Raw genomic sequence first — 12,655 nt, forward strand, 5'->3', positions numbered from 1 at the left:
TTTTTCATTGTCTATAACTACCTTACCGGGTATTCCTGCAGCGTCCACACGCAGCGATAAGTTTGCCGCAATTGTGACGGTTTATTTTATAATGGAATATTTCAATAGCAGCGTAAAAGGGCGCCAGTCAGTCTTACAAACTGATTGGCGCTCTTACAGCTGCAATTTTATAACTTGAACATCATTTAAATTAAAAGCTGCTCTTCTGTTCAACAAATCCTTTAAACCCTCTTAGCTGAGTGCCAATAAAACGAACAGACATCTCAGTTATTGGTTATAGACCATTATCCCGGCTTTGAGCATTCTTTTAATTATCATAAGAATGCGTTGATCTCTGATACGTCGATGAGCAACAAGCTCCAGACACTTCTTTATTTAGCGAGCCTACAATGTGACAGAGAGACTGACGCATCTCGGTCAGTCTCTCTGTCGAATTACGGACATTTACGTTATCAATCCACAGACACTATCTGGCTGCATTAGCACTATCAGATATACCCTGACTACGCTTGCCGTTTTTCAAAAATTGTTGCAGCTTACTTTCATCAAACTCTTTCTCCCACTTCGCAACGGCGATGGCAGCCACCGGGTGGCCAATAACATTAACAGCGGTGCGAGCCATGTCGAGAACGCGGTCAACAGCGGCTAATAATGCAATCCCCTGCATTGGCAACCCGACTGCGGTTGCAGTTGTAAGCAGCACAACGAATCCAGCCATCGGAACACCAGCCATTCCTTTCGACGTAACAACCAGCATCAAAATCATCACGGCTTCCTGACTGATGGAAAGATGGAGTCCACCTAACTGCGCGACGAACATAGCCGCAACCGATAAATACAGGCTGGTCCCGTCGTCGTTCCATGAAAGTCCAAGCGGAATAACGAAGGACGAAATCGATTTTGGTACGCCAATCTCTTCCACAAATTCAATCAACTGCGGCATAACCGCTTCAGAGCTTGCGGTAGAGAATGCAATGATAAAGAGATCGAGGATTCCCCGGAACAACTTGAAGAACGGTACATGCAGGATAAATTTACTGACAAGCGGGAACAGAACACAGAGAACAATTGCAAGCCCCAAGTACATTACACCAATTGCCTTTGCCAGTGGCAGGAACACTTTGATACCATAGTTTCCAGCTGCATAAGCAGAAAGAGCAAAAACACCAATCGGCGCCACTTGCATGACCCAACGAATGATTGTGAAAGTCGCTTGAGAAATACCTTCAAAAAAGCGGATGGCTACTTTGCCGGCTTCTCCTGTTACGGATGCAATAGCTAGCCCAAGTATGGTGGCAAAGAACACAATGGACAGCATAGAGCCGTTATACATCGCCTTAACCAGATTGGACGGAGGAATGTTGACAATCATAGAGATGATATCAATTTTCTGACCTTTCGCAGCACTGTAATCTCCCACGTTTGCTTGTTGGATGTGAACACCCAGCCCGGGATGGAGAACGTTCGCAAGGATAAGTCCTAGGACAAGAATGATGGTGGTAATAAACTCAAACCAAATAATGCTTTTTAGTCCAATACGACCCATTTTCTTCATATCCGCTATTCCGGATGCTCCGACAACTAAGGCTGAAAAAACCAGTGGAATGATAACCATTTCGATCAGGTTTATGAACATTTTCCCAACTGGCTGAATCGCCACACCGAACGAAGGAAACATAAGTCCCACAATGGCACCTAAAACAAGCCCACTGAAGATATAAATTGCAAGTTTTTTGTTCAATTTAATCCGACCTCCTCAAGGGAATATTTAAGTCGTCTACTCTATCCGTCTATCATTAACAGGAGTTATGCAGTTTCAGAAATACCACAATTCCACGGCCTCAGTTCTAAAAAGATTTTGGCCAAAGTGATGAAAAGAGCCTGTCCCATTCGACCAAATTGGCGTGAATCGATGTGCAAATACATAACTATTACCAAAAATACCCTTTTCAGATAGTACGATACTTCGCCTTTCCTATCTCATAGAGGTTGTTCCCCTCTTGATCGATAATGACCATTACCGGAAAATCCTTGACTTCAAGACGCCGCACAGCTTCCGGACCAAGTTCCGGATAAGCGATAACTTCCGCGGCAACAATTCGTTTCGCTAAAAGGGCGCCCAAGCCACCAATTGCGCCGAAATATACCGCACCATATCTTTTCATGGCATCAACGACTTCTGCGGAACGCAGGCCTTTACCGATCATTCCTGTCAAGCCCCGTTCAATCAACGTTGGGGAATACGCATCCATCCGATAACTTGTTGTGGGTCCCGCCGAACCGATCACTTGACCCGGTTTCGGCGGAGTAGGCCCAACGAAAAAGATGATCTGGTCTTTTACGTTAAATGGAAGTTCTTCCCCACGAGCCAATGCTTCCACCATTTTTTTATGAGCGGCATCCCGGCCGGTATAGATGACACCGCTTAGTAGAACATTATCGCCGGATTTTAGCTGAGCTGCTTTTTCATGGGTCAGTGGGGTTTCAATACGAACGACCTCCGTCATTAATATTCCCTCCCCTTCAGTATTATCTCCTTATGGCGGGCTGCATGACAGTTGATATTGACGGCGACCGGCAACATAGCAATATGGGTCGGGTAAACTTCCAAGTTAACCGCTAATGCCGTGTTTATTCCCCCATAGCCTTGTGGCCCAATCCCCAGTTTGTTGATTCGCTCCAATAATTTCTCTTCGATTTTCGCTAAGCGCTCTTCCTTATTATGAACGCCTACTTCGCGGAGAAGTGCTTTTTTCGCTAAATAACTTGCTTTTTCCATTATGCCACCCACGCCGACGCCCACTATAATCGGTGGACAAGGATTCCCCCCTGCCCTTTCCACAGTATCCACGACGAATTGCATAACCCCTTCTAAACCATCGGAAGGCTTGCACATTTTTAAAGCCCCCATGTTTTCACTACCCGCACCTTTTGGAGCAACCGTAATATGAAGCTCATCCCCAGAAACAAAATCATAATGAATAATAGCGGGAGTATTATCCTCGGTGTTTATCCGTTCAAATGGATCTTTGACCACCGATTTACGGAGATACCCCTTTTTATAGCCACGACGCACCCCTTCATTCAGTGCCTCTGTAAGCATTCCGCCCTCAATATGCAAATCCTGGCCCACTTCAACAAAAATGATGGTCATTCCTGTATCTTGACACATTGGCACCCGCTCTTCATGAGCAATCGAAGCATTTTCGATTAGACGCTCAAGGACTTCCCGTCCTGAGGAAGATGTTTCCGTTTTTAAGGCCCGTTGAATACTGAGCATTACATCATTTCCAAGGTCATAGTTAGCTTCAATACACATTTTTTCTACGGCTTCTATAATTTCATTCACCTTAATTATCTTCATTTTTTCTTACCCTTTAACGGGTTTTGTCTCTCTCCTTCCTGAAGATCGCTCAAACGGTTCGGTAACTGATTTAGGCCGTTTTTGAGCCATCTTTGTTTAATAGTTCTGCGCCAGCGATACCCGGATGCGTCATTTCGTAGGGATTAAGAATAATGTCCAATTCTTCTTTGGACAGAACTCCCTGTTCCAAACAAAGTTCTCGTACTGGCTTACCCGTTTCGATAGCTTCGCGAGCAATTCGGGCCGCTGCTTCATAGCCGAGATGAGGGTTAAGTGCTGTTATCACACCGACACTTCTGTTGACATAATCTCTACAACGATCAGCATTGACTGTGATTCCTGCTAATCCATATTTTTTAAAGACATTTAAGGCTTGGTTCATAATGGTCAAAGACTGTAACAAATTAAAGACCAACACGGGCTCCATGACATTTAATTCAAATTGACCAGCCTCTGAAGCAAGACAGATTGTTTGATCATTTCCGATTACCTGAAAAGCAACCTGATTAACAACCTCAAACATAACCGGATTGACTTTCCCAGGCATGATTGATGAACCGGGCTGACGAGCAGGAAGATTGATCTCACTCAGTCCAGCACGCGGACCGGAAGCCATAAGACGAATATCGTTGCAAATCTTTGAGAGATTAATCATGCAAACCTTCAAGGCAGCAGAAACCTCAGTGTATTCATCCGTGTTTTGGGTTGCATCAACGAGATTCTCAGCATTAACCAAGGGGAATCCACTTAGATTCGCTAAAAGTTGAACTACTATTTTGATGTAGTTCTCATCGGCATTTAGTCCCGTACCAACGGCAGTCGCTCCCATATTAACTTCATAAAGATGGTTACGTGTAGCTTTGATGCGGTCAATATCCCTTTTAAAGACTCGACTATACGCTTCGAACTCTTGACCCATACGAATAGGAACAGCATCTTGTAAGTGCGTGCGTCCCATTTTGATAACACTTTCAAATTCTTTCGCTTTATTCACAAACGTGCCATAAACTTCTTCCATCGTCTCTATGAGTCTCTCCAGTCCAGTGAGGATAGCAATGTGCACTGCTGTTGGAAAGGAATCATTCGTCGATTGGGCCATATTAACATGCGTGTTCGGGCTAATAACTGAATAGTTTCCTTTGTTCTCGCCAAGAATTTCGATGGCGCGATTGGCGATGACTTCATTCGTGTTCATATTGATCGAGGTACCTGCACCACCTTGGACCGGATCAACAATAAATTGCTCATGCCATTGGCCTTGGATGATCTCGTCCGCGGCACTACAAATAACTTCACCCAGACGTGGGTTGAGGTGTTTAACTTCCATATTGGCTTTAGCTGCTGCCTTTTTGACAATGGCCATCGCCTTGATCAAGTCTTCGTGAATACGATAGCCTGTGATCGGGAAGTTTTCTGTCGCACGTAAGGTTTGGATTCCGTAATAGGCATCACTAGGTACTTCCTTGCTGCCGAGAAAATCCTTTTCTAATCTTTTTTCATTGATTGACATTGCTATTCCTCCATTGTTCCCTTAACGTTGTAATGCCGCCTGAACGACAGCCTCAGCTAGTATTTCTGTAGGGTCGATAATTGTTAAATCTTGAGTTGAATGTAAAACCAAAGGAATTTCTGTGCAACCAGCGATTATGGCTTCAGCTCCTCTCGACACGAGCTCATGGGCAATAGCGGATAGACACTGACCTCCTGTAACTAAATCACCGGCTTTGATAGCATAAATACCTTTCATCACCAATTTTTGATGTAAAGAATCCGGATCTAAAACAGTAATTCCTTCATTCAAACAGGCTATTTGATATAATTTTGTCTTTAAAGTCCCATCCGTTGCTAACAAGCCCACTTTATTGAAATTAAGTGTTCGGACAAATCGAGCAGTCTCAACCTGAATGTTTAATACTGGAGGTTTAATTGAATTAGCTATATCCCTCCAAAAGTAATGTGCTGTGCTACACGCCATTACAATTAGATCAACCCCAGCTTTTTCCAATAGTCTCGCCGATTGTATCATAAATGGTCTTGGATCCGTTTTTTGTTCTACGATAGCTGCTGTCCGGTCTGGAATTTGCGGAAAATCATCAACAATTATGTGCAAGTGTTCCTGATCAATATGTGCAGGAGTATGTTCAATGATTTTGTGCAACATATCGACTGTTGCGAGTGGTCCCATCCCCCCCATAATACCTACTGTTTTGGACATATTCTGTCTCCTTTCCGATCACCTAGACGCCCTTTCTACCATTAATTCGCATTAATACACCTTCTTCGTATTTATCAGAATAATCATAAGCTTTGATCTATGGCAAAATACAAAAAACTACAAAAAGTTACACTGAATAAGTCAAATTTTTTTAGAAAAGGCCCTTGCCACTTGAAAACCCGAAATTGTAAACGGTGACCAAGAAGCCATTTTGCTTCAAGAGACAACTTTGACTCCCTCTCAAAGACGGGTGGCAAAATCATATGCATTAATATGAATTTTGAGGAACTTTAGCTTATTTTGTAGAAATATATCTTGACAACGGGAGGAATTATACTAATAATTAATACAAAATGTAAATTTTTTGAATTGAAAGGATTCAAGATGCCTAAGCTTAATTTGCAGAAGCGATTTCCGACCTTGGCTTTTATGATGCTAATTGTTCCTATTGCTGGTCAGTATCGAATATATCCCTTTGACGATAGCTTCCGAGTTAGTTTAGGAACACCGACGTTCTTCTTTTTTTTGTTATTTAAAAAAAAAATAAACCCGCTTGTTGCGGGATTATTAGTCGGCATATCTGTATCTTGCTTCCGTTTATTACTTGGAATTACAACTTCCAAGATAGGAACTTTGAACTATGCACTAATTTCTAATATTGATGCGTTATTCTACTATTTAACATATGGCGCGTTTTTTTTTCTTTTCCGAATTAAGCGTTTTTCTGATAAGCCGCTCCTAATGGGAATATTAGCTGCTTGTGCTGAGATTTTGGCAAGCCTTGCGCAAATTTTAGTTAGGCATATTTTAATAGGAATGAGCATTCCTAATGGGCTCTTGGTTACACTTGCACCCATCGCGATTATTCGGAGCTTTTTAGTGCTCGGATTTTATAGTATCTTTGCAATACGGGAAGCCCAATTATTAGAAGAGCAACAACAGCAGCGCATCGATCTCATGCTTGTTGAAATTTCAAACTTATTTGTAGAAACAATTCAACTTAAGAAATCGATTAAAAACTCAGAAGAGGCTACCCGAGCCTGTTATACTCTATATCGTCATCTCACCGATACGCAAATCCCTCAAAATCAGGCATTCGCTCAGACTGCCCTAAAACTAGCAGGCGAAATTCACGAAATTAAAAAGGATAACCAACGTATTTATGCTGGGTTATCCAAAATCATTTCCGATAAAAATTTTACCGATTATATAAATGTTAATGATCTAGGCACTATAATTCAAGAAATTAATGAAAAATATGCCAAGTTAATAGGGAAAAACTTAGATTTTAAAATTTGCATTCAAGGCGAGCACCCGAGTTATTATACCTATACTGTTTTTTCTATTCTTAATAATTTGGTAAGTAATGCGGTGGAAGCTATAGTGGATGCTGGAAGAGTGTTAATATTCATTAGCCGCTGCCAAGAAGATGTTGAATTTAAAGTTTGTGACAACGGCCCCGGTATCCCCGCAAAAATCCAGAGCGCTATTTTTGAGTATGGGTTTACAACAAAGTTTGATATTTCCGGACGACCTTCCACAGGTATTGGCTTATCGTATATTAAAGATGTTACTGGAAACCTTGGGGGAACAATTCAATTATTAAATGAGCCTTCATTACATTCAACCTGTTTCCTTGTGCGCGTACCCATCAAAGCCTTAATGGAAAGAGGATAAACAAAATGCGCTATTTTATTGTGGATGACGATATCGCTTTTCGCGCCATGCTAACAGAAATTATCGAAGAAGACTTAGCAAATGAGATCGTAGGGGAAGCTCGTGACGGTTCGGAAATCAATGCAAAACTTCTTGAGGCGAAAAAGGTTGACATCTTAATTCTAGATCTTCTAATGCCTCACCTGGATGGAATTCAAACCGCAAGAAGTCTCCAAGAAGTATTTAAGGGCAAAATTATTATGATTTCCCAATGCGATTTCAAAGAGATGATTGGGGAAGCCTATACCTGCGGAATTGAGTATTATATTACTAAACCTCTGAATCGGAACGAAGTTATGAGTGTTTTAAAGAAAGTGAGCGAACGTATACTAGTCGATCAATCTATCCAAAATATTAAGAAAACTCTTAGTAATCTTAATGATAATTTCGCAAACCCGCTTTATAGCCCTTATCAGGTCAAGTCAATTAACGATTCTGGACGTTTCCTTTTATCAGAATTGGGAATTGGCGGGGAAAGCGGTGGACAGGACCTTTTATCCATACTTAAATATTTATATGAACATGAAAAAATTGCGGGAAACGAATACACTTTCCCATCTCTCAAGGAAATTTTCTCGAATGCAGTAAAACAAAAGCTCGGTCTAAAAAATGATCCTGTGACTCTTCAAAAAGAAATAAAGGCCACTGAACAAAGAGTTCGTAGAGCGATCTACCACACCTTAGTTCATATTGCCTCCTTGGGACTTTCAGATTACTCTAATCCTAAATTTGAAGAATATGCTTCAAAGTATTTTGATTTCGATCAAATCCGAAAAAAGATGCTTGAGCTAAAAAATGGACAAGATAGTGGTCAATCCCATGCCCGAATCAATTCGAAAAAATTCATCCAAGTGTTTTATTGGGACGCAAAAAAACTAAATACTTAAGATAATTCTTAACGGAAAGGTAACTATTCAGGTCGCCTAAGTGATCAGCAATTTAAGCTAAACTCAAGGCGACTTTTGTTTTAAATGGAAATACCTTTTAAAAGGATTCAATAACTAGTGAACTCGTTCAGCTAAAGCTGAACATCGAGACTTCGGTGGGGGACTACTTCAATGAAGTTCTATATTTATGGTTATATTTACCCATACTTACCTAACGGACTCCACGTTGCTTAAAAGATTTATTTTTCAGATACCACCGTTCCCTGTGCATCACAAAGTGCTCCCGGATCCCCGTCATTATTCCAGATATTTTCCTTAATCCAGACCAAAATATTTGTTCCGACTTGAGCATTTTTGCCACTTTCAACCTTTATTGTTCCATTCGCAGGTATTATTGTGTCTGATAGGAAATTATAGGTTTGGTTCCCCTTCTCACTCACCAATTTCCATCCTGATAACTCTACAGGTTTAGAGCTGTCGTTTGTTATTGTCACTACTTCGGCCTGCAAATCAATATTTGATATAGTTACAGAACCTGAAGACTCTGCAGGAGCTTGTGTCGTTGTAGAACTCTGAGCAGGCTTGACCGTGAGACTTGAATAACTTCTGACACTTGTTGGAGGCAGATTTGATGGGATGACATTCTCTGTCCGGTCCATCATCCGTATTCCCAACAACGACTAGAATCGCCTGATCATTCGGTGCTATAACTAAGATACTATCCGCTTGACCAACATCAAGAAAATGAACTTGCAGAGTTCCGTTTATCCGCGCTCAATTTAACACCTGTCATTTCTTCACTCATGGTCCATAAGCGTTTTGCCATTTCTTGATCAATGGCCCAAGGAAGTACACCGGTCAACTGTTGCCCCATCCCTTGTAATGAGAAGTCAGAAATTGCTTCTGCGATATCACAGTCAAGGCAATAAACGCCTCCTTTATCATCCAAAAGCGGACTAGTTGCACACCAAACACTCGTTGCAGCCCCTTGCTCAGTTGTTTTGTACTCTCCGCCAATTGCACGCTCCTGGGATGATAAAAATCTCGACAACTCTGTATCGATTCGTCCCGGATGTACAGAAAAAGCACGTATACCGTCTGCATATCCATGTTTATCAAGTTCTACAGCAAATAAAGCATTGGCAGATTTGGCTTGACCATAAGCTTTCCACTTGTCGTATTCGTGCTTTTCAAAGTTAGGGTCATCGAAGTCAACGCCACCAAAACGAACTCCTGTTGAGGAAAGCGAAACAACACGAGCATGTCCAGCATTTTTCAAAGCAGACCATAGACGTAACGTCAATTGGAAGTGTCCCAAGTGATTCGTCGCAAATTGCGATTCGTAGCCACGAGAATCTCGAACCAATGGTGGAGCCATGACACCTGCGTTAGCAATCAAAATATTTAACGCTCTGCCTGTATCAAGAAATTTTTGTGCGAACGCATCAATTGAATCCGGGTTCATCAAGTCAAGGGTTTCAACTTCTACATTCGCAATGTCCTCAGTTGCGGCTTTTGCCTGCTCTACCGAACGAGCACCTACGATGACAGTAGCTCCTGCTGCCGACAGTGCACGAGTAGATTCAAGTCCAATACCTGAATGTCCGCCAGTAACAATAGCAACTTTCCCGCTAAGATCAATATCTTTAACAACCTCCAACGCAGTTGTATGTGAATCAAAGCCGGATAAAATCGGAATCTGTGGGGTTATTTTGTATTCATTGTTTATTGGCATAATTTAATACCTCCATATTAATGTTTCTAGTAATTAGGTGATAAATCGTTTAGAGAAAGTAACACATTACTGTTGTGCTCTTATCTTGGAAATTGTATTCCTATTAATTGTTCGCTAAGTTGCCAAAGGCGTTCTGCAAGGATTGGATCAATTGCCCAGGTGCATACGCCATCAGGAATCTTGTCTGCATCATTCGTTTCCACAATGTTGGCAATATCAACATTCTCACAATATACGCCGCCCAATCCATCCAACTGTCTGCTTGTCGCACACCATACGGACGTTGCTGCACCTTGTTCAGCAGTTTTGAATTTAAAGAATGTTTTGGCTGCGGATAATTCATCCTCGGACATATAACGAATCAAATTGCTCATTACAGCACCGGGATGTACAGCAAAGGCGCGAATGCCATCTGCGTACCCCCATCGGTCAAGAGCAACGGCAAACAAGGAAGTGGCTGATTTTGACTGTCCATATGCTAGCTGTTTGTTATATTCGTGTCGTTCAAAGTTTGGATCATCGAAATCGACACCTCCAAAGCGAATTCCAGTGGAAGAAAGAGATACAACACGTGCTCCGTTTGCCTGTTTTAATGCTGGCCAAAGACGTGCGGTCAATTGGAAATGTCCCAAATGATTGGTCGCAAATTGTGACTCATACCCTCGAGAATCCCTTGTCAACGGTGGGCTCATAATACCCGCGTTATTGATCAAAATGTCGAGCGGGCGGCCAGAACTTAAAAATTTTTGTGCAAACACGTCGATGGAACCAGAATCACATAAATCCATCTCCATCAATTCAACACGGGCTAAATCCGAAACTGCGGCTTGCGCTTTTTCTTTTGAGCGCGCGGGAACAACGACCGTTGCACCGGCCAATGTCAACGCGCGGGTTGTTTCCAGACCAATTCCGGAATATCCGCCAGTTACAATCGCGGTCTTTCCGTTCAGGTCGATTCCTTTTAACACATCTTTTGCAGTTGATTGCGGGCCGAAACCTGAACCAATCGGGGCTTGATGCGTAATTACATAGTCGCCCATCATTTCACACTCCTTTTATTCTCTATATTTTTGTTATGAATCTCTTAACACCAAGTGGTGCCTGCCTGAGCAGTTCAAGTATGTTGTGACTTTGAGGGCAATGCTGACATACATTCTGTAAGAAACGCAGCGTTCTGCTCCGGCATTGGCCGGCGGAAATAAGCATCCTCTGGAATAGGGTATGCAGTAGCGACAGCCTGTACATCTCATTTCCTTTGATATATCCTGATAGCCCTCAACGAGTCTTGAAACTGACTCAAGCTTAATTTTATTATGATTTATAAAGAGTCTGCCGAAAAGTCCATTCCTGCAGATATATTGCCTAATACTGCAATTTTCAAAAAAATCAGAGTTCTAAAAGTATTGCCTTGTACTTGGAAGTGAGCTAATATTTATATATAAAACTATAGTTTATAAAACGCAAGAACTGAGGGCCATCTTGATATGAATAGGGAAAAAACAAATATATTTGTTGCTCCATCTGAAGTAAATGTTCGAATCAAACAAGACTTATTGAAGCAAATTATCCCTATTACAGAGCAAATAACCCGTGCAGATGGTAATACGAAAACACTTATCCCATTTCTAACGATTAATCGTCACACATGCGAATCCTCGCTAACTCCGAGTGTTCTTACACCATCGTTTTGTATGATTCTGCAAGGGATGAAAGAGCTGCATTTGGGGAACGAAATGGTTTACTATTATGCTGGAGATTTTGTGGCCTCTGTGATTGATATGCCTACATCAGGGCAAGTTGTGAATGCAACTCCAGATAATCCATTTATCGGTTTGCGCATTGATTTTACGACAAAGGAAATAGCTTCAATAGCTATGGAAGCCGGAATCGATAAGACGCAGAACAAAAAAAAGGTGGGAGTTGGAGCTTTTGTTGGGAAAGCAGATGTTGAGCTTTTGGAGCTATTCATTCGACTGATAAAGCTGGTACACAATCCTAATGGCATTAGTTTTCTTTCTGAAAACATGAAGCGTGAACTGATCTTTCGTCTTCTGACAGGGGAATACGGGCACTTGTTTTATCAACATGCATTGTTTGATCAGCAGGCGGACGGCGTTGGTAAAGCGATTGCATGGATTCGAGAAAACTACGAAAAATCCTTTACTGTTGAGGAACTTGCAAAATCGAACAACATGAGCATATCAGGACTACAACATAAATTTAAGTCCATTACCACTATGGGGCCGCTGCAGTATCAAAAGCAGCTCCGCCTGCAGGAGGCACGACGTCTCATGCTCAGCGGTTTAATGGATGCAACATCGGCAGCCATGGAGGTAGGCTATGAGAGCGTTTCGCAGTTTAGCAGAGAGTACAGACGACTTTTTGGCCTTCCACCAAAAAGAGATGTCAAACAGGTCATGGAAAATGAACTGGGTCAACGGTACAGAACACAAAAATCCGAGCATGCACATCGGTCTCTTTAGAGGCCTAAATGCATTCTCTACGCAACTTTCCCAAATTGTTTTTCCTAGCAAACTTTGAAAATTAGGGTTTGCTAACCACCCACTAAGAATCCCTTTGTTAGAATATATGTCGGAGGTTTGAGTCATCGCTTCCACCAATACATAACTAGATTTTGAAGTCCAGTGATTCTACTGGGCTTTTTTTATCTTGGTCTAAGTTGGCAGAGAGGTTGACAAGAAGCAGTAACTTTAAAAATCATTGACCATAGAATATAT

At 41.8% G+C, this 12,655-nt stretch carries 11 protein-coding genes; 3 read left to right on the forward strand and 8 right to left on the reverse strand.

Annotated features, from left to right (window positions below; genetic code table 11):
* Positions 1 to 466 precede the first annotated feature (466 nt).
* The 5 genes from B5Y67_RS08320 to B5Y67_RS08340 all read right to left on the reverse strand — a co-directional run bounded on the left by B5Y67_RS08320 (position 467) and on the right by B5Y67_RS08340 (position 5,579).
* A complete protein-coding gene (locus B5Y67_RS08320; protein WP_088225993.1) occupies positions 467 to 1,741 on the reverse strand; it encodes a dicarboxylate/amino acid:cation symporter in 1,275 nt (424 codons plus the stop codon).
* Positions 1,742 to 1,949: 208 nt separating this feature from the next.
* Complete coding sequence (locus B5Y67_RS08325; RefSeq protein WP_088189260.1) at positions 1,950 to 2,507, reverse strand: Fe-S-containing hydro-lyase; 558 nt, start codon at positions 2,505 to 2,507, stop codon at positions 1,950 to 1,952.
* Complete coding sequence (locus B5Y67_RS08330; protein WP_088225994.1) at positions 2,507 to 3,364, reverse strand: fumarate hydratase; 858 nt, start codon at positions 3,362 to 3,364, stop codon at positions 2,507 to 2,509. Before B5Y67_RS08330 ends, B5Y67_RS08325 begins: the two co-directional genes overlap by 1 nt.
* Before the next feature lie 70 nt (positions 3,365 to 3,434).
* Positions 3,435 to 4,874, reverse strand: coding sequence for an aspartate ammonia-lyase (gene aspA / locus B5Y67_RS08335; RefSeq protein WP_088225995.1), 1,440 nt, complete (start codon positions 4,872 to 4,874; stop codon positions 3,435 to 3,437).
* A 21-nt stretch (positions 4,875 to 4,895) separates the two neighbouring features.
* Positions 4,896 to 5,579: an amino acid racemase gene (locus B5Y67_RS08340; protein ID WP_088225996.1), complete on the reverse strand. Its 684-nt coding sequence runs from the start codon at positions 5,577 to 5,579 to the stop codon at positions 4,896 to 4,898.
* A 384-nt stretch (positions 5,580 to 5,963) separates the two neighbouring features.
* Between B5Y67_RS08340 and B5Y67_RS08345 the strand changes: the two genes are divergently transcribed.
* Both B5Y67_RS08345 and B5Y67_RS08350 read left to right on the forward strand, forming a co-directional pair.
* Entirely contained in the window at positions 5,964 to 7,256 is a 1,293-nt protein-coding gene (locus B5Y67_RS08345; protein ID WP_088225997.1) for a sensor histidine kinase, read from the forward strand.
* A gap of 5 nt (positions 7,257 to 7,261) precedes the next feature.
* Positions 7,262 to 8,182: a response regulator gene (locus B5Y67_RS08350; RefSeq protein ID WP_088225998.1), complete on the forward strand. Its 921-nt coding sequence runs from the start codon at positions 7,262 to 7,264 to the stop codon at positions 8,180 to 8,182.
* Positions 8,183 to 8,421: 239 nt separating this feature from the next.
* Here B5Y67_RS08350 and B5Y67_RS08355 read toward each other — a convergent pair whose 3' ends face one another.
* The 3 genes from B5Y67_RS08355 to B5Y67_RS08365 all read right to left on the reverse strand — a co-directional run bounded on the left by B5Y67_RS08355 (position 8,422) and on the right by B5Y67_RS08365 (position 10,957).
* Positions 8,422 to 8,844, reverse strand: a complete 423-nt coding sequence (locus B5Y67_RS08355; protein WP_088226040.1) for a lamin tail domain-containing protein — start codon at positions 8,842 to 8,844, stop codon at positions 8,422 to 8,424.
* A 74-nt stretch (positions 8,845 to 8,918) separates the two neighbouring features.
* A complete protein-coding gene (locus B5Y67_RS08360) occupies positions 8,919 to 9,917 on the reverse strand; it encodes an SDR family NAD(P)-dependent oxidoreductase (RefSeq protein WP_088225999.1) in 999 nt (332 codons plus the stop codon).
* Between the two features lie 80 nt (positions 9,918 to 9,997).
* Complete coding sequence (locus B5Y67_RS08365; protein WP_088226000.1) at positions 9,998 to 10,957, reverse strand: SDR family NAD(P)-dependent oxidoreductase; 960 nt, start codon at positions 10,955 to 10,957, stop codon at positions 9,998 to 10,000.
* 444 nt (positions 10,958 to 11,401) lie between these two features.
* Here B5Y67_RS08365 and B5Y67_RS08370 point away from each other — a divergent pair, with 444 nt between their 5' ends.
* Positions 11,402 to 12,400, forward strand: coding sequence for an AraC family transcriptional regulator (locus B5Y67_RS08370; RefSeq protein ID WP_088226001.1), 999 nt, complete (start codon positions 11,402 to 11,404; stop codon positions 12,398 to 12,400).
* Positions 12,401 to 12,655: the final 255 nt, after the last annotated feature.

Source organism: Desulfosporosinus sp. FKB (assembly GCF_002196705.1).
Classification (GTDB): domain Bacteria; phylum Bacillota; class Desulfitobacteriia; order Desulfitobacteriales; family Desulfitobacteriaceae; genus Desulfosporosinus.

Bases quoted from the DNA above. Each gene is read 5' to 3' on its own strand.
- B5Y67_RS08325 (WP_088189260.1), bottom strand. From the start codon at position 2,507: ATGACGGAGGTCGTTCGTATTGAAACCCCACTGACCCATGAAAAAGCA.
- B5Y67_RS08330 (WP_088225994.1), bottom strand. From the start codon at position 3,364: ATGAAGATAATTAAGGTGAATGAAATTATAGAAGCCGTAGAAAAAATG.
- aspA (WP_088225995.1), bottom strand. From the start codon at position 4,874: ATGTCAATCAATGAAAAAAGATTAGAAAAGGATTTTCTCGGCAGCAAG.
- B5Y67_RS08340 (WP_088225996.1), bottom strand. From the start codon at position 5,579: ATGTCCAAAACAGTAGGTATTATGGGGGGGATGGGACCACTCGCAACA.
- B5Y67_RS08345 (WP_088225997.1), top strand. From the start codon at position 5,964: ATGCCTAAGCTTAATTTGCAGAAGCGATTTCCGACCTTGGCTTTTATG.
- B5Y67_RS08350 (WP_088225998.1), top strand. From the start codon at position 7,262: ATGCGCTATTTTATTGTGGATGACGATATCGCTTTTCGCGCCATGCTA.
- B5Y67_RS08355 (WP_088226040.1), bottom strand. From the start codon at position 8,844: ATGATGGACCGGACAGAGAATGTCATCCCATCAAATCTGCCTCCAACA.
- B5Y67_RS08360 (WP_088225999.1), bottom strand. From the start codon at position 9,917: ATGCCAATAAACAATGAATACAAAATAACCCCACAGATTCCGATTTTA.
- B5Y67_RS08365 (WP_088226000.1), bottom strand. From the start codon at position 10,957: ATGGGCGACTATGTAATTACGCATCAAGCCCCGATTGGTTCAGGTTTC.
- B5Y67_RS08370 (WP_088226001.1), top strand. From the start codon at position 11,402: ATGAATAGGGAAAAAACAAATATATTTGTTGCTCCATCTGAAGTAAAT.